Below are 24,965 nucleotides of genomic sequence, written 5' to 3' on the forward strand. Positions count from 1 at the left end.
GATATTTTTGACCGAAACAAAAGCGAAACAAGAGGTAAATAGAGGACATTAGAGTACGAATAAGGCATAATCATATAGTGACAGATATAGATTAGGTTACACCAATGCTATTGAAGTAATTCTATATATAAATTCCGTATAGTGCTAACAATTAACACTTTAGCATATCTCACCTTTCATCATTTCACATATTCTCAAATATTATAATCCGGTCATTTCCGGTCATGGTCATTTTCGGTCATTTTTATTTCGGGGGAGAAAATGGTCACCTATAGTATAATATAAATAATATTTATATTTACTATAGCTCAAAATGACCAAACTCTTTTTTGAAAATGACCGAAAATGACCATGACCGAAAATGACCGCTGCCACTCTGGTTCTTAATGCCACCATTCACCCCCATTTACGTTAACCTGTAACAAAGTTCAGCTAGAAAGCCAATAGAAATCAGTATCAATCAAACACTTACACTACTTCTCCGAAAGAAAGTTATGGAAAAAGCTTGCATTCTGCCCAAAAATGTTGTATCTTTGCACCGGCAATCGAAAGAACAGCCTTTTGTGCCTTGCTCAGGTCTTCTCTTAAGACCAACACGGGTCATAAATGATGGCAGGCGCTGGTCATCAATGAAGACCCCGAAAACGGCAGGAACGGGGCATTCTGGGGAGTTGCTTAAAGAAACAAAAATTTGAACAAGAAGAAAATAATATGATTACAGTTGATGGATTGACCGTAGAATTTGGCGGCACCACCCTATTCAAAGACATTTCCTTCCAGATCAACGAGAAGGACCGTATAGCCCTGATGGGAAAGAATGGCGCAGGAAAGAGCACATTGCTCAAGATTATCGCCGGTGTGAGAAATGCTACTCGTGGCACCGTTTCCGCTCCCAAGGATTGCGTCATCGCCTATCTGCCTCAGCATCTGATGACCGAAGACGGCAGAACCGTATTCGAGGAAACCTGTCAGGCGTTTGCCCATCTGCACGAAATGCAGGCTGAGATTGACCGCATCAACAACGAGCTCACCACCCGTACCGATTACGACAGCGATGATTACATGCAGCTCATTGAGAAAGTATCCTCTCTCTCAGAGAAATTCTACGCCATCGACATGACTCATTTCGAGGAAGATGTAGAGAAGACGCTGCTCGGTCTCGGTTTCGAACGCTCTGATTTCAACCGCCCTACAAGCGAGTTTTCGGGAGGATGGAGAATGAGAATAGAGCTGGCAAAACTGCTCTTGAAATCGCCAGACGTACTGCTGCTCGATGAGCCAACCAATCATCTCGACATCGAATCTATCGGCTGGCTCGAAGACTTCATCATCAACAGTTCGAAAGCAGTAGTTGTCATCAGCCACGACCGAAAATTCGTTGACGACATTACAACAAGAACCATCGAAGTAACCATGGGCCGCATCTACGACTACAAAGCCACTTACAGCCAATATCTGGAACTGCGCAAGGAACGCCGCGAACAGCAGATGAAGAAATATGAGGAACAGCAGAAGATGATTGCTGAAACCAAGGACTTTATAGAACGCTTCAAAGGCACTTATTCTAAAACCTTCCAGGTGCAGAGCCGCGTGAAGATGCTAGAGAAACTGGAACTTATCGAAGTGGATGAAGAAGATACAAGCCGCCTTCGACTCAAGTTCCCGCCGAGCCCACGAAGCGGTGCTTATCCGGTTCAGATGAGCGATGTGGCGATGTCGTTTGATGGCAAGAAGATTTTCAGCGGCGTGAATCTTACCGTAGAAAGAGGTGACAAGATTGCCTTCGTGGGAAGAAACGGAGAGGGTAAGTCAACGCTTGTGAAATGTATCATGGGTCAGCTTCAGAACGAAGGAAAGTTGGAATTGGGACATAATGTGCAGATAGGTTATTTCGCCCAGAACCAGGCTTCTCTGCTCGATGGCGAACTTACCGTATTCCAGACCATCGATGATGTTGCCAAAGGTGAAATCCGCAACAAGATACGCGATTTGCTCGGAGCATTCATGTTTGGCGGAGAGGATTCTACCAAGAAGGTGAAAGTATTGTCGGGAGGTGAGCGCACCCGCCTTGCCATTCTCAAACTCCTGCTTGAGCCAGTGAACCTGCTGATTCTCGATGAGCCTACCAACCACCTCGACCTGAAGACTAAGGATGTGCTGAAGCAGGCCTTGCTCGATTTCGACGGAACACTCATCGTGGTTAGCCACGACCGTGATTTCCTCGATGGTCTTGTCAGCAAGGTTTATGAATTCGGTCATGGTCGCGTCCGAGAACATCTCTGCGGCATTTACGAATTTCTGGAATCTAAGAAGATGGAAAATCTTCAGGAACTGGAGAAGAAGCAATAACCCCCGATTCTATTGTTTTCTTATCAAAAATATTTCAAGCATAAAACAAAAAGTCCTGATGTTTCAAACAAACGAAACATCAGGACTTTATTTTTTTCTATCTATTCGGAAAAAACATTCCCGAAAAATTCTATTCGGAAAAACTTCCTTCCGGAATTACCAAAGCTCAAGGCGCTGGTTCTTAGGAATGAACAGCTTGTCGCCCTGCTTTACACCAAATGCCTCATACCATGCATCGATGTGAGGAAGCGCACCATCAACACGCCACTTGCCGAGAGAATGAGGATCATTCTTTACGCGGTTGCGGATTTCCTTATCAGTAATGTTCTGTCCCCAAACACCTGCATAGGCGAGGAAGAAACGCTGGTCAGGAGTGAAACCATCCTTGTTCTTCAATGGCTTCTTAGCTGTAGCATTCTTGAAGGCATTGTATGAAACCATCAAACCACCATGGTCGGCAAGGTTCTCACCGAGGGTAAAACGGCCGTTGGCATTCAGGTCTGGCAAAACCTTGATGTTGCTGAAGAAATCAGCATACATATCAGCACGCTTGTTGAAACCTTCTGCATCAGCAGGAGTCCACCAGTCCTTCAGATTACCGCTAGCATCATACTGACGACCCTGATCATCGAATCCGTGAGTCATCTCATGACCGATTACTACGCCTATAGCACCATAGTTGAACGCTGCATCAGCCTTAGCGTCAAAGAACGGATACTGGAGAATACCAGCTGGGAAGCAGATTTCATTGGTAGTAGGATTGTAGTAAGCATTCACGGTCTGAGGAGTCATGAACCACTCATCCTTATCTACCGGCTTTCCTGCCTTCTCTGCAATCTCCTTGTCGTTGGCAAACTTGCGGCAAGCCAAAACGTTCTCATAATAGCTCTTAGATGGGTCGATGCTGAGCTTGCTGAAATCAGTCCACTTGTTAGGATAACCAATCTTTACATAGAACTTGTCGAGCTTGTTGTGAGCAGCTTCCTTAGTAGTCTGGCTCATCCAGGTCTGAGCATCGATACGCTGACCAAGACTGATCTGAAGATTCTTCACGAGGGTCTCCATCATCTTCTTAGAGCTTTCTGGAAAATAGCGCTTGCAGTAGATGCGGCCGAGCGCCTCACCCAACTGAGCCTCTACCTGAGCAGTAGCGCGCTTCCACAGAGGATAATCCTCCTTGCGGCCGCTCATAGTCTTGCCGAAGAATTCGAAACGGGCTTCGCGAATCTCATCGCTGAGATAAGAAGCAGAACTCTTGATGATGTCCCACTCCATCAAAGCCTTCAGAGTAGCTGCACATTCTGCAGCAGCCACCTTGTCATAGCCGGCGAAAAAAGCAGGCTGACCAACGATCAACTCCTTGAGATATTCGCTCTTGATTCCCTCGGCGTTGGCAAGTGCCTCGAGAGGAATGTTAGGATAATTCTCCTTGAATTCTGCCAAGGTCATCTTGTTGTAGTTTGCCTGAGGATCACGAAGTTCGGTGCGGCTCTTAGAGAAAGTAGCGAGCGTTGTTTCGTGAAGGAATACGGCAGAAGCCTTCTTTGCAGCATCTTCGGCAGAGAAACCGTAGAGCTGGAACATCTTGCTGAGGTAAGTCTTATAAGCCTCACGGATGGCTACGGTTGCTGCATCGTTGTTGAGGTAATAATCCTTTGCACCGAGAGTAAGACCGCCCTGCATCAGGTTGTAGATGTTCATGGTTACGTTCTTCTCATCGGCAGCGAAACCTGCGCCATAGCTCAAGCCAAGACCCATCCAAGCATACTTAACCTGGAGTTTCTGAAGTTCGTCCTTGGTCTTGGCAGCTTCAATCTCATCCATCAGAGGCTTTACAGGAGCGATTCCAGCCTTGTTGCGGCTGTCAACATCCATAGAGAGTTTGTAGAAATCAGACAATTTCTGCTCGATGGTTCCAGCCTTGTAAGTCTTCTTCTGGAGTTCAGAAAGAATGGCATTGATGCGCTTGTTGTTGTTCTCAGCAAGCTGGTCAAAACTGCCATAACGGCTGTAAGCGGCAGGAAGAGGATTGTTCTTCTGCCATCCGCCTGTAGCAAACTGATAGAAACTGTCTGCTGGCTTTACTGTCTTGTCGAGATTGCTCATGACAAGACCCGATTTATTCTGAGCGTCAGCGCCTAATGGCAGAGCTGCGATCATCATCATCGGTAAGATCATCTTCATTTTCATTTTCTTCTCTGTTTTATATATTAATGTTACTATTATTTCGAAACTTCTTCCAGTTCTTCCGAAAGGAGCATCCAGCGCTCGTTCTCCTCATCGAGACCCTTCATGAGTTCAGTGTATTCGGTCACGAGTTCCATGTTGGTTGCATTTTCCGGTTTCATCAGGAGTTCATCAATCTCTTTCTTTCTCGCTTCCAGTTTCTCTATCTTCGCCTCACATTCCTTCACGGCTTTCTCAGCCTTACGGATCTTCTTCTGCTGTTCCTTATGTTCAGCGTAGCTCTGCTTGCCGGATGTGGCAGAGGCAAGACTGTCGGCTGTAGAACCTGATGCGACAGAAGAGCCGGAAGTATTGGCAGAAGGCGAACCGGCAGAAGCCATGCTCTGGTTGGCAAGAGCCTGATTGATGTTCTCGGCATTATGGGCACGGAGATAATCGTAAATACCACCGAGATGCTCACGAACCTTGCCGCCGCCAAACTCATAGACCTTATCTACCAGACCATCGAGGAATTCACGGTCGTGGCTCACGATGATGGCTGTTCCATCGAAAGCCTTGATGGCTTCTTTCAGCACATCCTTCGACTGCATGTCGAGGTGGTTGGTAGGCTCATCGAGAATGAGAAGATTCACCGGTTCGAGCAGGAGCTTGATCATAGCCAATCGGCTGCGTTCTCCTCCACTCAGAACCTTGACAAACTTCTCTGAAGTCTCGCCGCCAAACATGAAGGCGCCCAGGAGATCGTTCACCTTCAGACGCATTTCGCCTGTAGCCACATTGTCGATAGTCTGGAAGATGGTAAGATTCTCATCCAAGAGCTGCGCCTGATTCTGGGCGAAATAACCAATCTGCACATTATGACCAATCTTTAGCGTTCCGGTGAAAGGAATCTCACCCATGATACATTTTACCAGGGTAGACTTACCCTCGCCGTTCTTACCCACGAAAGCCACCTTCTCGCCACGCTTGATGGTAAAGGTAACATGGTCGAAGACGGTGTGTGCGCCGTAATCCTTGCGCACCTCATCGCAGATGATAGGATAATCGCCACTTCTGAGACAAGGAGGGAATTTGAGGTGCATCTGCTTGTTGTCAACCTCATCCACCTCGATAGGCACGATTTTCTCGAGCTGCTTGATTCTGCTCTGCACCTGAACCGCCTTGGTAGGCTTGTAGCGGAATCGCTCGATGAAATCCTTGATGTCGGCAATTTCCTTCTGCTGGTTTTCGTAAGCACGGAGCTGCTGCTCGCGGCGTTCGGCACGCAACACCACATACTCATCGTATTTCACCTTATAGTCTTCTACCCTTCCGCAAGTAATTTCGAGGGTACGGTTAGTTACATTGTTGATGAAAGCACGGTCGTGGCTCACCAGAACCACAGCCTTGGCACTCTGCGCCAGGAACTGCTCCAACCACTGGATACTTTCAATATCAAGGTGGTTGGTAGGCTCATCGAGGAGCAGGACATCAGGCTTCTGCAACAGAATCTTGGCAAGTTCGATACGCATTCGCCAACCACCGGAAAACTCCTTGGTAGGGCGCTCGAAATCATCGCGCGTAAAGCCAAGACCGCTCAAGGTGCGCTCTATCTCAGCCTCATAGTTTTCGCCACCCATCATCATGTAGCGTTCATGTTCCTGGGTAAACTTCTCTACGAGCTGAGCATAGCTTTCGCTCTCATAGTCGGTGCGGTCGGCCATTTCCTGCTGCATCTTGTCCAGACGCGCCTTCATCTCGGTATTATGGGCGAAAGCCTTGCGGGTTTCCTCCTTCACGGTCGTATCGTCCTGCAGTTTCATCACCTGTGGCAGATAGCCGATAGTGGTTTCGTTAGGAATAGCCACAACGCCGTCAGTAGGTTTCTGCAAACCGCAGAGAATCTTGAGCATCGTAGATTTTCCCGCACCATTCTTACCCACCAGGGCAATGCGGTCGCGGTCGTTGATGACGAAACTTACATCATAAAAGAGAGGCTTAACGCCAAACTCTACTTTCAGTCCTTCTACTGAAATCATCTATTTTTAATTTATAATTTACAATTAATAATTTATAGTTTTCCTAACTCCTTTTACGGAATGAGCAGGGATGAATCACCATAGCTCAGGAAACGGAAATCATGCGAAAGAGCATAATCGTAAACCTTCCTCCAGTCGCCCTTGAGGAAAGCACTCACCAGGAGCAGGAGCGTACTCTGAGGCTGATGGAAATTGGTGACCAGCATCTTCACAATCTTATACTGATAGCCAGGAGCAATGATAATCTGCGTGCTGGAATGGAGAGCCTCCAAGCCGTTGCGGTCCAGATAATCGATGATTGCCTGGATAGCCTGCATCGGAGTGATTCCATCTACCAGATTGCCATCTTCAGAAAGCTCGTAAGGATCCCACTGTTTTACGTGCAGATCTTCTTCGTTTGCCTCAGGATGCTTCAGCAGATGAACACCCATGTAATAGAGACTCTCGATGGTACGGACGCTGGTGGTTCCTACGGCAATGACCCGACACTCGTGCTTGATGAGTTTTTCCAGACTGCGGCGATGAACAACAATATATTCCGTATGCATCTGATGACCTTCGATTTCAAGGCTCTTCACCGGTTTGAATGTGCCGGCTCCTACATGCAGGGTTACTTCTTCGCGGTCGATTCCATGCGCATCAAGATCCTTGAGAACCGCATCGGTAAAGTGGAGTCCGGCAGTTGGAGCAGCCACACTTCCCTTGATTTTAGAATAAACCGTCTGATAAGTTGTCTTGTCGCTTTCCTCTGTCTTGCGGTTGAGATAAGGAGGAATAGGCAATTCGCCTACTGTTTCGAGAATCTCAGCGAAAGACACCTTGTCGTTGTCCCAATCGAAGTCAACCCAATAGTTGGTTCCTCCGCCTTTGGCAACCATTTCCTGTGCCTCTGCGCCAAGAGCATCTCCACGTCGCATGGTTGCGCTGAGGGTAAGCTTATGACCCTTGATTTCGAAATCACGCTTCAGGCTGCCCTCTTTCCATTTCTTCAGATTACCAATCATGCAGAGCCAGGAACAATGTCCGGCAGTCTGGAACATGAGTTCGTAATCAGTAGGTTCTGCAGGCTCCATCAAGAAAACCTCAATAAGCGCACCTGTTTCCTTGCGGAAGTGCAGACGCGCTTGTATCACCTTGGTATTGTTGAATATCATCAAGGCTCCTTGAGGGAGATATGTGGGAAGATGATGGAAAACATCATCGCTTACCTCGCCGTGCTTATAGACCAGCAGTTTGCTGTGGTCACGCTGGGCGATAGGGAATTTTGCGATGCGCTCATCCGGTAAATCATAGTTATAATCACTAATTTTAATGTGTTTTGTATCCATTATTTATTTTACTTTTTGAACTTTCTATTTTGAACTTTTATTTCTGTACTAAAGATAAGCCATCTGACAGGTGGCATAAAACACAACCATGATAAGGGTAAATATCACTACGGTCATGATTTTATCTACATCATCATAGTCGTAACCCGTACTCGTATACTGGTTGGAAATATACTTAATCTTTGGGGAGATGCGGTAATACATCCTGATGTAGATGAGATAAACGACAACTCCCACCACAGCTCCGATAGCCAGACCGCAAAGAATGTCGACCGGATAATGAACACCCAGGTAAAGACGGGTCCAACAGTTTACGAGCGACCATAATAACAGGGTCCACGTAACCAGTTTGCTGCGGATAAGCAACGAGAAGAAGATGGCTAACGAAAGCGTATTGGCCGCATGAGCCGAACAGAAGCTGAAACTCTTGAGGCGCATATTGTCAACCACCTGAACCGTATACTTGAACATCGGGTCGCTGGAAGGTCTGTATCTTTCAGCCAGCGGTTTAATGATTCCATCCACCAGTCCATCAGCCAAAAAGATACAGAGCAACGCTCCTCCTACCACGAGTGCAATCTGGCCCATCATCTCGTTGTTTCTTATCACAACAACGAAGAGGACGATATAAAGCGGAATCCATGTCCAGCCCGACGTAAGCGCCATCGCCATCTGATCGAGCCAGACATTCTCGCTGCCGTTAAACACATGCAACAGCTGCATGTCAAAATCTTGTATACTACTAAAATCCATTCTCTTTATTTTAATCAGATTTTATCTTATAATCAGATTTCTTTTTAAATCAGATTTCCTCTATAGCCTTGGTCTCTATCCAGCCTTCTCTGCCGTCTCCAACCTTGATTCCACGCCAGCCTTTCATCGCCTTATCGGTAATATCAACGCGGGTTCCTTCATGCAGCAGGAAGAGGTCAACGCTAGTCTTGGCTGGAGTCTTCTTCACATTGACAGAAGGAGCGATGATGATGGCTCCCGTACGGTTGATGAGCATCTGCCGCTGCTGGTAAGCAAAGAGATTGCTCAGCAGGAAGACAGCCACGAAGAAGATTCCACCGAAGAAACCAATCTTGCGCAAAACGATATGCGAACCGAAGAGATAAACCAAGACCAGAACCAGCGCCATGATGATGGCTATGATGCCTGTCTTTGCCCAACAGTCAACACTCGTAAAGTTGACCAGCGCCTTCCACCAGGTTACGAAGAACATCTCGCTTTCCGGCGTAATCTTATCGATGGTCTTGCTACGTGCAAACTGCAGGTTGAAGCTGATGTCTTCATCGCCTGGCGAGAGCAGATGGGCACGCTCATAATTGAGCACAGCCTTGGTAATATTGTCTGTACGGTAATAAGCATTGCCCAAGTTATAGTAAACTTCGGCAGAAACACCATAGTTGTTCAATATTTCCTCATAGTCGCGTATGGCCTGCTGATAGTTACCTTTCTGATATTCCGTATCAGCATTGTTCTTGGTTACAGCGCCTGCAGAAACAGAGCAGCCCAACATCACCATGATCATCATGACGAACGAATATCCTGTTGCACTCTTCTTGCGCTGCTTACGCGTTGCATTGATAGCATTTTCTATATTCATAATAGCAGTCATTGCTGAGTCGAATGTACGGTTCATATTGCCGGCAGGGTCGCCAGGAGCATAGCGTTCAAACTCACATTCATCGAGCGCAGTTGTAAACTTCTCGATAGTTCTCTCCTCTACACAATGTTTTTCGAGCATAGCCTGAATGTTTTCACGTGAGAGCTTTTCGGCTGGCATGTTGAGCTTGTAGCTTACATAGCCCCACAAAGCACGGAGCACTTCATCGTAGAATTCTTCCTGCTTGCCACCGAGCATCAGCAGATGAGCCTTCTTCAGGCGCTTGGTTGCTATCTTGTTTGCCTTGTTGGAACGGACCTTTACAAGGTCAGCATTCTCGAGGGCACGGCGGCGGAAGACAATGAGCAGGGCAAAGAAGGCTGCCAATGGAACCAGCAGACTGGTCCAGTAGCCGAAGCTTCCGTAGAACATATCGTCAATATCATGGAGCTTAGACTTGCCCAGTTTCAGCGCATGAATGTCCTTATCCTTGTTGCTGAAATCTGATGTTTCATTGTCTGAAGTTCCATCGCCCTTCTCTACGGTCAGCGTAAACGGCTGGGTCTTGATTGTCTTATACTTGTTAGCCGAAGTATCATAATAGGTGAATTCTACCGCAGGAATGGTATAATTTCCCTGATTACGAGGCACAGCCAGGAAGTCATAAATCATATTGCCTTCTACGCCATTAGCTGTAAGGCGGGTCTTGTCTGTCACCTTCGCATCGTACTTGTCAAAATCCTTAGGGAAGGTAATGACAGGCTGCTTGAGCAGCTTCAGGTTTCCGATTCCTCCTACCACTACACGAATGGTGATTGGTTCGCCAGCCTTTACTTCCTTCTTGTCGATGGAAGCAGTAATGTTGAATTTACCTACACCGCCCGAGAAGTTGGCTGGGCGCTGAGGCAATGGATCAACCTGAATTTTCACACTAGGAGCAATAATATCTTTCTTTACTTCAACATAGCCAGAACCACCATTGAAGAAAGCTTCCATCGGGTCAACGTTTCTGTTCTGCTGAACTACGATTCCCTTGAAGGTAATGGCTGGAATGGTGAGGCTTCCCGTCATCTGCGGATACATGACATACTGGCTCCATGTAACGCATCGGTAAGGTCGGCCGTTTACGGTTTCAGTATGGAAGGTCTTCTGCTGAGGCAGCGGAACTTCCTGGTTGTGGAATCCCTTCAGGTCAGGCATCTTGCCTTCCAGCTGGGTAAGGTCTACCTGCGTGTAAACCTTATAAGTAAGGAGCACAGGTTCCTGTTCGTGAACACGTCGCTTGTTGGCTGTAACCTTGATGAAGAGGTCGCTGCCTGATATTCTTGATCCGGCAGTTCGCATGCGTGGTTCATTATAATCATTCTGTCCGTGCATGGAAGGTGCGCCGTTGTTGCGTGCAGCATGGCCAGAAACCGTAATCTTAACCGGATGGGAAGAGAGTTTCTTACCATTTACGATGGCATGAGAGGCACCAATGCCAAAGGTTCCGTTCTTAGCTGCGTAGAGCGTATAGGTAATGGTTACCGACGATGAAGAGGAAGTATGGCCATTGATCATCTGATAACTGGACTGCGATGAGGTGTAAGGACCAGCGATTACCTCAAGTCCTTCTCCTACTCCGCCCAGACGGAATTCCTCTACATCACGTGTATTGATGGTATAGGCCACACGGAAGTTTTCTCCCGCCGCCACGTGTGTTGGTGCCGACACACTGATATGCTGGGCTTTCAGCTGCAAACTGAAGCCCAGAAGCATTGCCCATATAATAATAAACCAACCTATATGTTTCATGTTCTAAATTTATTATACTCGTTGTATTATTTTACTTTTTACCAGTTTTTCTCATATTGCTTTCTGCGAGGCTGACTCATCGCTTTCTGCATCTTGCGCTTCGTATCCTTCTCCTGCTGGATGGCAGCGTTCAAGAGTTGTTCAGCATTATCTTTGCTCATCTTGTCCTGATTGTTCTGATTCTGCTGATTGTTCTTATTCTGGTTGTTCTTGTTTTTGTCGTTCTTGTTCTTGCCTTTATTCTGATCTTTGTTCTGATCCTTATTCTGCTTGTCTTTGTTCTTGTCCTTGTTTTTATCCTTTTTGTTCTTGTTCTTATCGTTCTGCTTGTTCTGCTTCTGGTTTTTAAGCAGTTTCTTGCAGAGGGCAAGATTATATCGGGTTGCATTGTCCTGCGGATTGCAGCGCAGGGCGTTCTCATAACATCCTATGGCCTGCGCATATTGCTGATGCTGCTGCATGACCACACCCATGTTGTGGTAACTTCTGGCGCGTCGCATCTTGTTCGTTTCCAGTTTCGAAGCATTCTCAAACTGTATCATCGCCATCGAATCCTTCTGCTGCATCATCAGGGCGCAACCCAGATTATAGACAGCCTGCGCATTCTTCTGGTTCTTGGAGATAGCCTTGCGATATTGCGTTTCGGCTGCAGCCCACTTCTGTTTATGATAGGCGCGGTTTCCCTGGCGGATGAAGTTGCGGTCGTTCTGTGCTCCCACCTTCGCCAAGCCCAGCACCATCAGGGCAAAAACCAATATATATCTTAAATATCTCATTCTTATTATATAATAATGTATAAACGTTTATCAGAAAGGCTTCTTGATGTCTTTCTTAAAAAACTTGATGTTTCTGAGCAGAGGATTCTTTACCTCAAGCAGACAAACTTCGATGATAAGCAACAGGATGACGAGAATACCTACAGCCTGGAATTGTTCATCATAAGCGCTGTAAACCACACTCGTTACATCACCTTTCTGCAATTTGGCAATATCATCATTCAATGCTCTTTCCGCATCGCTGGTATTATCTACATGAATGTACTGACCCTTGCCTGCCTGGGCAAGTTCCTTGCACATCTGCTCATTCAGGGCGGTCATTACGGTGTTGCCCGTATTGTCCTTCAGATAAGAGCCGTCGCCCATAGGGATTGGCGCTCCCTTGGTGTTTCCTATGCCCAGGATAAAGACATTGATTCCTTTCTTGTTGGCAGCAGCTGCAGCCTCCTGTGCGCCAGGCTCATGGTTTTCGCCATCAGTAATTACGATGATGGCTCTGCCCACATTCTCCTGCTGGGTGAAACTCTTGGAAGCCAAATCGATGGCAGCTCCAATATTGGTTCCCTGGGTCTGGATAAGACCTGGGGTAATGTTCTGAAGAAACATCTTTGCCGAAACATAATCGGTGGTGATTGGCAACTGCACGAACGCATCGCCTGCAAAGACGATGAGTCCGATTTTGTCGTTGTTAAAGTTGTCGACCAGATTTTCGATAAGCATCTTACTCTTGTCCAAACGGGATGGAACCACGTCCTGACAGAGCATGGAATTGGAAATATCGAGGCAGATGATGGTTTCAATACCATGTCGCTTATCGTGAGAAATCTTGCTGCCCATCTGCGGACGAGCTACCATCACGATGAGAAGCGCCAAGGCTGCGAGCATCAGCACAAACTTAACTGTAGGGCGATATTTGGAGATGTTGGGCATGAGCTGTTTCAGAAGTTCCGGATCGCCGAGCTTCTTCAGTTTAGCCTTTCTTCTTCTCCATCCTATCAGTCTGATCAGAATCAGTACTGGTATTATCCACAACAGCCAGAGAAATATAGGATCTTCAAATCTTAACATTTTCTATTCTAATTATATCTTCTATTCGATTATCCGATAATCAGTAAAATATCTCCGATAACTGGTAAAATATCTCCGAAAGATAGCAGAATATCTCCGAAAGATAGCAGAATATCTCCGAAAGATAGCGAAATATCTCCGATAATCAGTAATGGCTCAGTATCCGGATTACGGAATTCTTCTGAACCAGGTGATGCGGAGCAGGATTTCTACCAGCAATACCAGAAGAGCTGCCAAGGCGAATGGCTGATAAGCTTCATAGCGCTTAGCGAAATGCTTGACATTAAACTTGGTTTTCTCCAGTTTATCAATGTCCCTGTAAATCTTCTTCAGCTCGTTATTGTTCGTAGCGCGATAGAAATTTCCATCGGTTGTCTGTGCAATATCACCCAGCGTCTTCGTATCTATCTCTACCGGAATGTTGACGTACTGTACTCCTCCTGCCACAGGCATTGGATAAGGAGCCACCTTGTTGGTTCCTACACCGATGGTGTAAACGCGGATTCCGTAGCTTTTGGCAATCTCTGCTGCGGTCATAGGCGAGATTTCACCCATGTTGTTACTGCCGTCGGTAAGAAGAATCACGACCTTCGATTTTGACTTAGAATCCTTCAGTCGGCTCACGGCATTGGCGAGTCCCATTCCCACTGCAGTACCATCGTCAATCAGTCCTCGGGCAGCAATATCCGTACGGGTTGCCTGCAAGAGGCGCAACAGACTGGCATGATCGGTTGTCATAGGGCACTGGGTGAAGGCTTCACCGGCGAAGATAGTCAGACCGATGTTGTCGTTCGGTCTTCCCGAGATGAATTCTGTTGCCACATCCTTAGCCGCTTCCATACGGTTTGGTCTCAAATCTTCGGCAAGCATAGAGGTAGAAACGTCCATCGCCAACATAATGTCAATGCCTTCTACCGTCTTGTTGTCCCAAGCCGTATGCGTTTGCGGACGAGCCATTGCACAAACGATGAGCACGAAGCAGATGCATCTCAGCACCATTGGCAGATGGATGAGACGCACACGCAGGCTCTTCGGAGCATATTGATACTTTTTCGTGTCGCTCATGCGCATGGTTGGCGCATTCTTCTTCCTGTAGAGGAAATACCATAATATATAAGGTATCAGCAACAGGAGCAACAGAAAATAGCCTTTACTTGCAAATTCCATTTCTATATTTTTCTATTTATAGCCAGGCAAAGAGTTGCGGAATAAACCGCTTTGCCCGGCGAAACGTTTCATAAGAACAGCCTGCCTTACATCAGCAGCATGGCTGACTGATAAATGATGTAAACCAACAGAGCCAGACCTACGATGGCTCCTATCCAGAGGAGCGACTTGATGAGGCGGCGCTGAGATTGCGTCTTCTGCTCTTCATTGGTCAGTTGTGGAACCACCTTTTCTTCTGTAGGTTTCTCATCTGTCTTGGTCTGGTCGATGAAGTTGATGGCATTCACCAGGTTTGCGTCGTTCTCATTCACCAGGGTTTCATATTTGGCAAACTTCACGAGATCGGCAGTCTGGAAGAGTTCCTTCAGTTCATCAATCATCTTCTGGTCGCCTGCTTCGCGCAAACGTTCGATGATTTCCATACTGGTCATTTCCATCGCATTGAATCCGAAACGGCTCACGATGTATTCTCTCAGCGTATTGGTAAGCTGGGTGTAGTAAGCCTTCTGTGTTTCCTGATTATCTACGTGCTGCTGCTTGATGACGTTGATTTGATTCAGCGCCTTTTCATGAGCCGGAACACGTTTTACGATGCGGATATGGGTAATGATTGGCTTGTTGTTCTTCAGTCTGTTGCGCAGATAAAGCCATGCGCCACAGAGGATTAACAGCAATAGGCTCAACCAAAAGAGCGAGCTCCATTCACTCCAGGAGAAAGGATTATCCTGAACATCCTTAGGCGGATAGAACTGGTTGGGATGAACCGTATCTACAGGCACGGTGAGCACCTTCAGCGCAAGCTGGTTGCCATGACAGTTCTTGCCGTTTACCTTCACATTGAGCGCAGGAATCACGTACACCTTTTCATCAAATGAAGTCAGCGTATAGTCGCGGCTCACCACCATGCGGTCGTCGCCTATGTGCGAAGTGTCGCCTTTGCTCTGCTCTACCACTTCCACTCCTGGTGTGAGTTGCTGCTGAGGCTTGAAAGATGGCAGTTCCACCTTATCGCCTTGCTTCACCGAAGCCTTCAGATGCAGCACGGTCTGCTGTCCTATCAGTATCTGCAGCGAGTCGATGCGTTGCTCTACCTGCTGGGCTTGAGCCAAGCCTGAGCACCCCAGGAGAACGAGCGACAATATGATATTCTTTACTTTAAACATAGTTTCTTTACTTTGAGCTTTCGGTTTATCAGCCCCTTTGCTTGAAAAGCATCAGGAGCGCCTTCGAGAAGTCCTCGTTAGTGGCAATCGAAGTCCAGTCGACCTTGCTTTTGGCAAAGTCGGTTTTCAGATTCTCCTGCTGCATCAGCCATTGCTGTGTATGGGCCATTCGCAGTTTCTTCGAACTCGTATCAATATACATTTCATGTCCGGTTTCTGCGTCCATCACCTTGAGCAGTCCTACGTCAGGCAGCACCTTGGCACGCGGGTCGTAAACCTGGACGGCTACTACATCATGCTTCTGGTTGGCAATCTGCAGCTGATGTTGGAAATTCTTATGATCGTAGAAGTCACTGATTACGAAAGCCGTGCAGTGGCGCTTCATCACGCGGGTGAAATATTCCAGGGCGCAACCGATGTCGGTACGCTGGCTCTGCGGCTGGAAGTTGAGCATTTCTCTGATGATATAGAGAATATGTTTTCTTCCTTTCTTAGGCGGAATGTACTTCTCGATACGGTCAGAGAAGAAGATGACACCTATCTTGTCATTGTTCTGAATGGCACTGAAGGCGAGTGTGGCAGCAATCTCAGTAGCCAGATCGCGCTTCATCTGCTTCATCGTACCGAAATCGAGCGACCCGCTGACGTCTACGAGCAGCATCACCGTAAGTTCCCTTTCCTCTTCAAACACCTTGACGTAAGGCTTATGAAAGCGGGCGGTCACGTTCCAGTCGATGTCTCTCACATCATCGCCATACTGATATTCGCGCACCTCGGCAAAGGCCATTCCCCTGCCCTTGAAGGCAGAATGATACTGACCTGCGAAGATGTTCTGACTCAGTCCGCGAGTCTTGATTTCTATCTTCCGAACCTTTTTTAAGATATCTTGTGTATCCAAAATCCTAAACTATTAACTATAAACTATCAACTGTTAACTATCAACTGTTAACTATAAACTGTTAACGATCAAGGCACTTCCACCTTATTAATGATGCGGCTCACGATTTCCTCGCTTGTCACATTGCTTGCCTCTGCTTCGTAAGAAAGGCCGATACGGTGGCGCATTACGTCATGAGCCACAGCTCTTACATCCTCAGGAATCACATAGCCGCGATGCTTGATAAACGCGTAGGCTCTGGCTGCCTTGGCAAGAGAAATGCTGGCACGAGGACTGCCGCCGAAGATAATCATATCTTTCAGTTCGCCCAGTCCGTAGCGCTCAGGATAACGTGAAGCAAAGACGATATCGGCAATATACTGCTCAATCTTCTCATCGAGATAAACCTCGTTTACTATCTTGCGAGCCTTCAGAATCTCCTCGGCTGATGTTACAGGAGTAACCTCAGGAAGTCCGCCCTGAATATTCTCACGGATGATGAGCTTCTCCTCTTCCAGTGTAGGATAATCGATGATGACCTTCAGCAGGAAACGGTCTACCTGTGCTTCAGGCAACTGATAGGTTCCTTCCTGCTCGATAGGGTTCTGTGTAGCCATTACCAGGAATGGACTAGGCAGTTTGAAGGTTTCATCGCCAATGGTAACCTGGTGTTCCTGCATGGCTTCGAGCAGCGCACTCTGCACCTTGGCTGGAGCACGGTTAATCTCATCTGCCAAAACAAAATTGGCGAAGACAGGACCGCGCTTTACATGGAAAGCCTCGTCTTTCTGTGAATAAATCTGAGTACCCACCACATCGGCAGGCAACAGATCAGGAGTAAACTGAATGCGGCTATAGTCGGAGCTGATAAGCTGTGACAATGTCTTGATTGCAAGTGTCTTCGCCAGTCCAGGCACACCCTCAAGCAGGATATGACCATCGGAGAGAAGACCGATAAGAAGGCAATCTATGAGGTGCTTCTGACCTACGATTACCTTATTCATGCCCATTACCAAATTGGTAACAAACTGACTTTGTTGTTCTATCCGGATATTCAATTCGCGGATATCAATAGCTTCTGCCATAATTCTATATTTTTACGTTTAATTTCTTAATTCAAACAATATATTTCCAAAACTAAACGCAAAAGTACTCAAATTAAGCCACAAAAGCGAAAAAACCTATCTAAATAATATTAAAAATGTTTCATAAAAGCTATTTTTAGATTCTTTTAAAGAATAGCTTTTATGAAACAAACGAGATTTCAAATATTTTATCTGTTTTTATGCTTCATGTACCATGGATGAACCAAGAAATTGTACACCAGCAACGATACGATTGTAAAAAGAAGTGCATAGTGCAACATCCCTGATTCAACCATATTATATACAGGATGATCTACGTCAAAATGCGCTCTCGCCGGAAGATTATGGAACATGAAACCGAGACCGATTCCCAAACTCAAGCCCAACTCCCAAGCCAGGAAGAACGAATTCACGCTCGTGCCGCGCTGGCAGTGTTTGGCAAGCTTGATATAGAAGAGTAAGAAACGGCTACCGATGATTCCCAAGCTGAAACCCAGCAAGGTTGGAACCACGATTTCGACAGCAAACTCCTGACTTGCAAACGAAATCAGTTCAGCGGAAGCCAACAATATCAGGCCTACCAATATCTGACTCTTCAAATCTGCATCAGCAAAGACAAACTTTTCTGCCAGGAACGCCAAGACCAATCCTCCGAAAATCATCAGAAAGATGCCAGTAGGATGAGGCACAGAAAAGTATAATCCCGCAGAAATAGTAATCAGGATGATATTGACAAACAGCGGAGTTCCCTGCGGCAGATAGAAGCGGTCGAGGCTGAAAGTTTTAATTCCTTCGGCAGGTGCCTTGAAAGGAAACTTGGCGCGAGAAACCAGCACGAAGGCTCCCAAAGCCAGCAACGAAGCCGTAGGGAAGACATAGCCCATGCCGAAATAGTTGTAAACAAAACATGCCACCAAGGGTCCTACGGCTATCGAAAAACGGGCAAACCAAGAGGTAATGTAATTAGCCTCGGTGCGCTGGAACGACTCGCAGGAATCAATAACCAGCGTACTGGCAAGCGACATCTGAGCCAGCCCCAGAAATGCTCCAAACAGGAAACGGAACGCCAGGAGAATCTCAAAAGAAAACCTGATGTTCCAGAACGTATCCAGATAATAAATTACCGAATGGCAAACAACCACACCTAAAATGGAAAGCTGACAGACCATATTCCTGCGGTAGCGCTGCACCAGATAAGAGCAGAAGCCGCCAAACAGAAACAGGCCAAAGCCGTATGCAAGAAGCACACACCCTATCTGCCACATCTGAAACTTCTCCTGAAGCAGGAAATAAGGAATGGCAAAAACGAGCATGTACACACTCGACATCAGCAAGAGGTTGGCAAAACATAATCGCCAGAAGTCCTTGTGCCACAGTTTGATATGTACTGGTGTATTTTGTGTATCCATTATTCTAAACTCTTTTATGAATCTATCGTATTTATACTCTCTTACACTTCGCTAAAAAGAGAGTTAATGTTAATAACTCTCTTCAGCGCTAGGATAATCTACGGTCTTCACCGCATCAATATAAGCCTTCACACCCTTGGTCATTTCCTCGCCTACCTGAGCAAAGTGGCGCAGGAACTTAGGCTTGAAGCCCTGTGTCATTCCGAGTGCATCAGCATAAACCAGAACCTGTCCGTCGCAGCCGTTACCTGCACCGATTCCAATCGTTACAGCCTTCACCTTCTTGCTTACTTCAGCAGCGAGCTTAGCAGGAACCTTCTCCAGCACGATGGCAAAGCAGCCTGCTTCATCCAGCGCAATGGCGTCGCTGATAAGTTTCTGTGCCTCAGCCTCTTCCTTGGCACGAATGCCATAACCGCCAAACTTATTCACGCTCTGCGGGGTAAGTCCGAGATGACCATGAACCGGGATTCCGGCATTAACCAGCGCCTTAACCGTGTCGCAGATTTCTACGCCGCCTTCCAGTTTCAGAGCGTCTACACCCGTCTCCTTCATCATGCGGCAAGCATTGCGCAGCGCCTCTTCCTTGCTGATCTGATAGCTGCCGAAAGGCATGTCGCAAACCACGAAAGCATGCTGGCAGGCACGGGCCACACTGCGGGCGTGATAAATCATCTGATCTACGGTAATCGGCAATGTGTCTGCATTTCCTGCCATCACATTGCTCGCCGAATCACCTATTAATATAGAGTCAATTCCTGCAGCATCTATAATTCCGGCTGTTGTAAAGTCGTATGCAGTCAGCATGGTTACTTTCTCGCCTGCCTTCTTCATTTCTGCGAAGGTCTTGGTGGTAATTTTCTTCTTGTCAGTAGATAAATATCCCATTTTTTATTTTGATTTATTTATTGTTCTGCGTTGAATCTATTTCGCATTCTCCACGATGCGCTGCAAGTCAGCAAAGCTGAAACCTCTGTAATCATCTATCACATAGTCGGATAGCGGCTGGATGGCTTCTCTGCTGTTCGTTGTGGCAAGACCTAGGGTAAAGGCTCCTGAGGCTCTCACCGCCTTCAGTCCGTTAAAGCTGTCTTCCAGTCCTACACAGTCCTCCGGTTCCACACCGAAATAGGCTGCACCTTTCAGATAGCAGTCTGGATGAGGCTTGCTCTCGGCGAAATCCTCGCTGGTCAGCACGCGGTCGAAATAAGCCTTGAATTCCGGGTGACGTTCATAAACATTCAGCATCTTCTGAATGTTGCTGCTCGTTACCACAGCGCATTTTACGCCATGCTGCTTCAAGTCGCTGATGAAATCTTCGAACCCTGCAATATATTCATACTGCATGGTCTTTTCAAACTCATCCAGTCGGGCTGTAATCTTAGCCTGTTCCACCTTTGCGCCTGTAAAACCTTCGATGTGGGCGAAGACGGCTTCATCGGTGAAATACTTGTCGTAAATCTGAACCAGAGTCTGTCCCTTGATGCGATATTCGAAATCGGGCATTTCCGGATGATACTCCCTGCCTATCATTCCCCAGAAGATGGAGTACTGTGATTCTGTATCGAATACCACGCCATCCAGATCGAAGAGTGCTGCTTTTATCATATTTTCTTGTCTGTTTTTATCTATTTTTGCTTAAATTATATTGAAAACGGGTGCAAAGTTACGCAAAAAACTTAATATACGAGCATAATCTAACAGATTTTGATGTTTTTATTACGTGTTTTCCGATTTTTTACACTACCTTTGCAGAAAAATCAGTAGAAATAAAGAAGAATACATATAATTATATGATAGAAATAATAGAGAAATACTTCCCGAACCTCACGGAAGAGCAGAAAAAGCAGTTCGAGGCACTCGATGCATTATACCGCGACTGGAACAGCAAGATCAATGTCATCAGCCGCAAGGACATCGATAATCTGTACGAGCACCACGTGCTCCATTCTCTGGCAATAGCCAAAGCCATCCATTTCCGTCCGGGTACGGAGATTCTCGATTTCGGCTGCGGCGGAGGTTTCCCGGGCATTCCGCTCGCCATCCTCTTCCCTGAATGCAAGTTCAAACTGATAGATGGAACAGGCAAGAAAATCAGAGTCTGCAACGAGGTGGCTACGGCAATCAATCTGCAGAATCTCAAGGCTGAACACCTGCGCGGAGAAGACGAAAAAGGCAAGTACGATTTCGTGGTAAGCCGTGCGGTAATGCAGCTTCCAGACCTGATGAAGATTATCAAGAAAAACTTTAAGCAGAAGGGGCAAAACGCTCTGCCTAACGGACTTCTGTGTCTGAAAGGCGGTAATCTGAAAGAAGAACTGAAGCAATACTTCAAGATTTCAGAAATTACTCCGCTCAGCACTTTCTTCGATGAAGAATGGTTCAGCCAGGACAAGCAACTGGTTTACGTTCCGGCTTAGTAGAAGTAAAGAGTGAAAAGTAATCATAAAGTTCAAAGTAAGAAATGTTACATATAGAAAGATTTCAAGTAAACATGTTGCAGGAAAACTGCTACGTGGTGAGCGATGAGACCAAGGAATGCGTCATCATCGATTGCGGCGCCTTCTATCCGGAAGAGCGCACGGCTATTACACAATATATTAAGGAGAACCAGCTCAAGCCCGTTCACCTGCTCGTAACCCATGGCCATCTTGACCATAACTTCGGCAACAACACCATCTATCAGGAGTTCGGATTGAAGCCGGAAGTATCGGCAGCAGATGAAAAACTGATGAAGGGACTCGCCAAGCAGGCAGAAACCTTCTATCAGATGCAGCTCGATTACCAGTTTCCGCCTATTGGCAGATTCTTCGAAGATGAAGAGGTCATCAAGTTCGGCAACCACGAGTTCCAGGTCATCGCCACTCCGGGCCACAGCAGCGGTTCCGTCACCTTCTATTGCGAGGCAGAGCACGTAGCCTTCACCGGCGACACCCTCTTCCACAGCTCTATCGGCAGAACCGATTTCCCTGGAGGCAGCATGTTCCGCATCATCAACAGTCTGCGCCATCTCGGTCAGTTGCCTGATGAAACCCAGGTCCTCCCGGGTCATGGCGAATACACCAACATAGGCGAAGAGCTCGCTCACAATCCTTATATGGACCGTTAAAACAGCATTTTTAAAAAGTCAGGAGATTTATCAGCGATGATCAAGAAATCGAATACAGAGAAGATCATTCTCGGCATAGACCCCGGAACCAACGTGATGGGCTATGGCGTAATCCGCATCATCGGCAACAAGGCCGAACTGGTGGTGATGGGCGTCATCGACATGCGCAAGGAGAGCGATCCCTATCTCCGGCTGGGCAAGATCTTCGACCGCGTAACCGGCATCATCGACAGCTATCTGCCCGATGAGATGGCCATCGAAGCCCCCTTCTTCGGCAAGAACGTGCAGTCGATGCTCAAGCTGGGCAGAGCGCAGGGAGTAGCCATCGCAGCCGCCATTCATCACAGCGTTCCTATCCACGAATATGCGCCGCTCAAAATCAAGATGGCCATTACGGGACAGGGACAGGCTTCGAAGGAACAGGTGGCGGGAATGCTGCAGCGACTGCTCCATATTCAGCAAGACGAAATGCCGAAGTTCATGGACGCAACCGATGCGCTGGGGGCAGCCTACTGCCACTTTCTACAGATGAACCGCCCGGAAACCGACGCCAAGCACTACAGCAGCTGGAAAGACTTTGCAACAAAGAATCAGAGTAGAATAAAAAAATAAGAGAGATGCAAAAGATTATTAGCATTAAAAATGGTGTTACCCGTATGCCTGAATGGCGTATGGCAGAACCCGTAAACTTCGAGGCGTGCGATGGTGAACACATCGCTATCGTAGGTCCGAACGGTGGAGGAAAATCAATGTTTGTCGACATCATCGTAGGTCGCCACCCACTCCTGATGCACGACCCTGATTACGATTTCTCACCTAGTCAGAAAACTATGGTGAGCGACAACATCAAGTATATTACCTTCCGCGACAGCTACGGAGGCGATAACGACCGCACTTATTTCCTGCAGCAGCGCTGGAACCAGCTCGAGATAGACGAGAACACGCCTATCGTAAAGGACAAGCTGGAAGAAGCCTACCAGATGGCCGGTGAAGACACACCGGAGCGCAGAGCCCTGCAGCAGCACATCTACGAACTCTTCCACATGCAGCACCTGATGGACAAATACACCATCCTGCTCTCAAGTGGCGAGCTCCGCAAGTTCAAACTTGCCTCTACCCTCTTCTCAGAGCCTCGCGTGCTCATCATGGACAATCCGTTTATCGGACTCGATGCTGAAACCCGCGACCAGCTCAAGGAACTGCTCAAGACCCTCTCTTCTGAGCGAGCCCTGCAGATTATCCTCGTACTGAGCAAGAGCGATGATATTCCCGATTTCATCACCCACGTGGTAGAAGTGAAGGATATGAAGGTTCTGCCTAAGATAACCCTCGCCGAATATCTTGCCGGCAGAGAATCCGTACCTGCCCATGTGCTGAGCCCCGAGATGGAACAGGCCATCGTAGACCAGCCTTACAGCGACCGCGAATATCACACCCAGGAAGTGGTGAAGATGAACAAAGTACGCATACAGTATGGCGAGCGAATCATCCTCAACGACCTCGACTGGACCGTGATGAACGGCGAGCGATGGGCTTTGAGCGGACAGAACGGAGCCGGAAAGAGTACGCTCCTCAGTCTGGTTTGTGCCGACAATCCGCAGAGTTATGCCTGCGACATTACCCTCTTCGACAACCCTCGAGGCAGCGGCGAGAGCATCTGGGACATCAAGAAGCACATCGGCTACGTATCGCCTGAGCTTCACCGCTCCTACCAGCGCGACCTGCCAGCCATCCGCATCGTAGCAAGCGGACTGATGGACTCTGTAGGTCTCTACGTAAAACCGAAGGAAGAAGATATGGACAAGTGCCGCTTCTGGATGAAAGTCTTCGGGCTGGAAGGTCTTGAAGACCGTGGTTTTCTGAAGCTCTCCAGCGGCGAACAGCGCCTCGTTCTCCTGGCACGTGCCTTTGTCAAGGATCCGGAACTGCTGATTCTCGATGAGCCGCTCCACGGACTCGACAACCGCAACCGCCGTCTTGTAAAAGACGTCATCGAAGCCTTCTGTCGCCGTCAGAACAAAACCATGATCATGGTAACGCATTATAAGGAAGAATTGCCAGCGTGCATCGACCACAGCATCTTCCTCATGCGCCACACCAACGATTAAAAAGAATTGATAATTAATAATTTCAGAAAGATGAGATACATAATATTATTATTTGCGCTCACCCTCAGCATAGCTAAGGCAAGCGCCCAGGATGTATTAAACGAGGTGCTCCGCACTTCTGATGCAATCATCAACGACACCACGAAGAGTATGGACGAGCGCCGTACAGCCCTCTTCAAGTTTGACGCAATGACCTACATGCGCAGCAAGATTCTGCCACCGTATGTAATGCTCGACAAGAATCTGAGCAAGGACACCTTGAACATCAAGGTTCGCTATCTCAACGAGCAGGCCTACGCCATGAGTGTTTATATTACGCTCTATCAGAGACGACTGAAGGAGGCTTCAAACAAGAACAAGTCGCTCGTTACCCAGTTTTTCAAGCAGGCAACCATCGACCACAAGGCATTTAAGGATGCAGATACAGAGTTTACCCTGGCTTATTACAACACCCCGGATGTTCCTACTCCATTCTGCCTCGACTGCGATTGGGTTTCAACCTTGGCTTTTATCCGCAGCATCGACTGGTCAAAGCTTTAAGAACGTTTTCAGTCAGAAAATATATAAAAACAGATTAGCAGCATCCCTTATGCAGGGATGCTGTTTGTCTATAGGATGGTTATCCAGAGTAATTTCACATGTTGCATCGGAAAATAAGTATAAATAGGGAACGCAGCGCGTTCCCTATCTGTTAGCCCCACTCCTTCTTCACATCAAAGCAGGGACAAGCCTTGTTGGCAAATTCATTATGGCCATGAATCGTGGCTAATGGATATTCCTCCTTCAGCTGCTCGATAAGCGAGCGCATTGCCACTTTCTGGTCTCGGGTTCTTGTATCCTTCGGCTTGCCTTTCTTTGATAAACCGCCGATGTAGCAAATGCCTATACTGATGGAATTATGGCCCTTGCAATGGGCGC

Annotated in this window: 20 protein-coding genes and 1 pseudogene; 6 read left to right on the forward strand and 15 right to left on the reverse strand. The window is 47.2% G+C overall.

Features of this window, described 5'->3' with window-relative positions; genetic code table 11:
- The first annotated feature begins 711 nt into the window (after positions 1-711).
- Positions 712-2,349 (forward strand): ABC-F family ATP-binding cassette domain-containing protein, encoded by a 1,638-nt coding sequence (locus F7D47_RS12555; protein ID WP_022121988.1) that lies wholly within the window; start codon positions 712-714, stop codon positions 2,347-2,349.
- 156 nt (positions 2,350-2,505) lie between these two features.
- Here F7D47_RS12555 and F7D47_RS12560 read toward each other — a convergent pair whose 3' ends face one another.
- The 14 genes from F7D47_RS12560 to F7D47_RS12625 form a co-directional block, all read right to left on the reverse strand.
- A complete protein-coding gene (locus F7D47_RS12560; protein WP_153085534.1) occupies positions 2,506-4,539 on the reverse strand; it encodes a M13 family metallopeptidase in 2,034 nt (677 codons plus the stop codon).
- A gap of 32 nt (positions 4,540-4,571) precedes the next feature.
- On the reverse strand, positions 4,572-6,554 hold the full coding sequence (locus F7D47_RS12565) for an ABC-F family ATP-binding cassette domain-containing protein (protein WP_153085535.1): 1,983 nt from the start codon (positions 6,552-6,554) through the stop codon (positions 4,572-4,574).
- Positions 6,555-6,607: 53 nt separating this feature from the next.
- Positions 6,608-7,882, reverse strand: a complete 1,275-nt coding sequence (locus F7D47_RS12570) for an S-adenosylmethionine:tRNA ribosyltransferase-isomerase (RefSeq protein WP_153085536.1) — start codon at positions 7,880-7,882, stop codon at positions 6,608-6,610.
- Between the two features lie 48 nt (positions 7,883-7,930).
- A complete protein-coding gene (locus F7D47_RS12575) occupies positions 7,931-8,635 on the reverse strand; it encodes a phosphatase PAP2 family protein (RefSeq protein ID WP_153085537.1) in 705 nt (234 codons plus the stop codon).
- A gap of 49 nt (positions 8,636-8,684) precedes the next feature.
- Positions 8,685-11,285 carry a BatD family protein gene (locus F7D47_RS12580; protein ID WP_153085538.1) on the reverse strand — a complete coding sequence of 867 codons (2,601 nt, stop codon included), beginning with the start codon at positions 11,283-11,285 and terminating at the stop codon, positions 8,685-8,687.
- A 38-nt stretch (positions 11,286-11,323) separates the two neighbouring features.
- Positions 11,324-12,061 carry a tetratricopeptide repeat protein gene (locus F7D47_RS12585; RefSeq protein WP_153085539.1) on the reverse strand — a complete coding sequence of 246 codons (738 nt, stop codon included), beginning with the start codon at positions 12,059-12,061 and terminating at the stop codon, positions 11,324-11,326.
- A 30-nt stretch (positions 12,062-12,091) separates the two neighbouring features.
- Positions 12,092-13,129 (reverse strand): vWA domain-containing protein, encoded by a 1,038-nt coding sequence (locus F7D47_RS12590; RefSeq protein ID WP_153085540.1) that lies wholly within the window; start codon positions 13,127-13,129, stop codon positions 12,092-12,094.
- 168 nt (positions 13,130-13,297) lie between these two features.
- A complete protein-coding gene (locus F7D47_RS12595; protein ID WP_119238362.1) occupies positions 13,298-14,296 on the reverse strand; it encodes a vWA domain-containing protein in 999 nt (332 codons plus the stop codon).
- An 86-nt stretch (positions 14,297-14,382) separates the two neighbouring features.
- Entirely contained in the window at positions 14,383-15,459 is a 1,077-nt protein-coding gene (locus F7D47_RS12600; RefSeq protein ID WP_153085541.1) for a hypothetical protein, read from the reverse strand.
- 28 nt (positions 15,460-15,487) lie between these two features.
- Positions 15,488-16,357, reverse strand: coding sequence for a DUF58 domain-containing protein (locus tag F7D47_RS12605; protein WP_153085542.1), 870 nt, complete (start codon positions 16,355-16,357; stop codon positions 15,488-15,490).
- 68 nt (positions 16,358-16,425) lie between these two features.
- Positions 16,426-17,421 carry an AAA family ATPase gene (locus F7D47_RS12610; RefSeq protein ID WP_153085543.1) on the reverse strand — a complete coding sequence of 332 codons (996 nt, stop codon included), beginning with the start codon at positions 17,419-17,421 and terminating at the stop codon, positions 16,426-16,428.
- Between the two features lie 188 nt (positions 17,422-17,609).
- Positions 17,610-18,830 carry an MFS transporter gene (locus tag F7D47_RS12615; RefSeq protein ID WP_153085544.1) on the reverse strand — a complete coding sequence of 407 codons (1,221 nt, stop codon included), beginning with the start codon at positions 18,828-18,830 and terminating at the stop codon, positions 17,610-17,612.
- 69 nt (positions 18,831-18,899) lie between these two features.
- Positions 18,900-19,718 carry a 3-methyl-2-oxobutanoate hydroxymethyltransferase gene (panB, locus tag F7D47_RS12620; RefSeq protein ID WP_022120572.1) on the reverse strand — a complete coding sequence of 273 codons (819 nt, stop codon included), beginning with the start codon at positions 19,716-19,718 and terminating at the stop codon, positions 18,900-18,902.
- Between the two features lie 36 nt (positions 19,719-19,754).
- Entirely contained in the window at positions 19,755-20,438 is a 684-nt protein-coding gene (locus tag F7D47_RS12625; protein WP_153085545.1) for an HAD family hydrolase, read from the reverse strand.
- A gap of 185 nt (positions 20,439-20,623) precedes the next feature.
- On the opposite strand from F7D47_RS12625, the gene rsmG reads away from it, so the two are divergent.
- Genes rsmG through F7D47_RS12650 form a run of 5 tightly spaced genes read left to right on the forward strand, consistent with a single transcriptional unit; the run spans position 20,624 to position 24,587 of the window.
- Positions 20,624-21,250, forward strand: a complete 627-nt coding sequence (gene rsmG, locus F7D47_RS12630; protein ID WP_040552760.1) for a 16S rRNA (guanine(527)-N(7))-methyltransferase RsmG — start codon at positions 20,624-20,626, stop codon at positions 21,248-21,250.
- Between the two features lie 44 nt (positions 21,251-21,294).
- Entirely contained in the window at positions 21,295-21,939 is a 645-nt protein-coding gene (locus F7D47_RS12635) for an MBL fold metallo-hydrolase (RefSeq protein ID WP_153085546.1), read from the forward strand.
- A gap of 36 nt (positions 21,940-21,975) precedes the next feature.
- Complete coding sequence (gene ruvC, locus F7D47_RS12640; protein ID WP_006846693.1) at positions 21,976-22,551, forward strand: crossover junction endodeoxyribonuclease RuvC; 576 nt, start codon at positions 21,976-21,978, stop codon at positions 22,549-22,551.
- A 5-nt stretch (positions 22,552-22,556) separates the two neighbouring features.
- On the forward strand, positions 22,557-24,047 hold the full coding sequence (locus F7D47_RS12645; protein WP_153085547.1) for an ATP-binding cassette domain-containing protein: 1,491 nt from the start codon (positions 22,557-22,559) through the stop codon (positions 24,045-24,047).
- Between the two features lie 30 nt (positions 24,048-24,077).
- Complete coding sequence (locus F7D47_RS12650; RefSeq protein ID WP_153085548.1) at positions 24,078-24,587, forward strand: hypothetical protein; 510 nt, start codon at positions 24,078-24,080, stop codon at positions 24,585-24,587.
- Between the two features lie 151 nt (positions 24,588-24,738).
- Here the strand turns inward: F7D47_RS12650 and F7D47_RS12655 are convergent.
- Positions 24,739-24,965, reverse strand: a pseudogene (locus F7D47_RS12655) (N-acetylmuramoyl-L-alanine amidase); the annotation flags it as partial.

The sequence above is a fragment of the Segatella copri genome (assembly GCF_009494835.1).
GTDB classification, from domain to species: domain Bacteria; phylum Bacteroidota; class Bacteroidia; order Bacteroidales; family Bacteroidaceae; genus Prevotella; species Prevotella copri_F.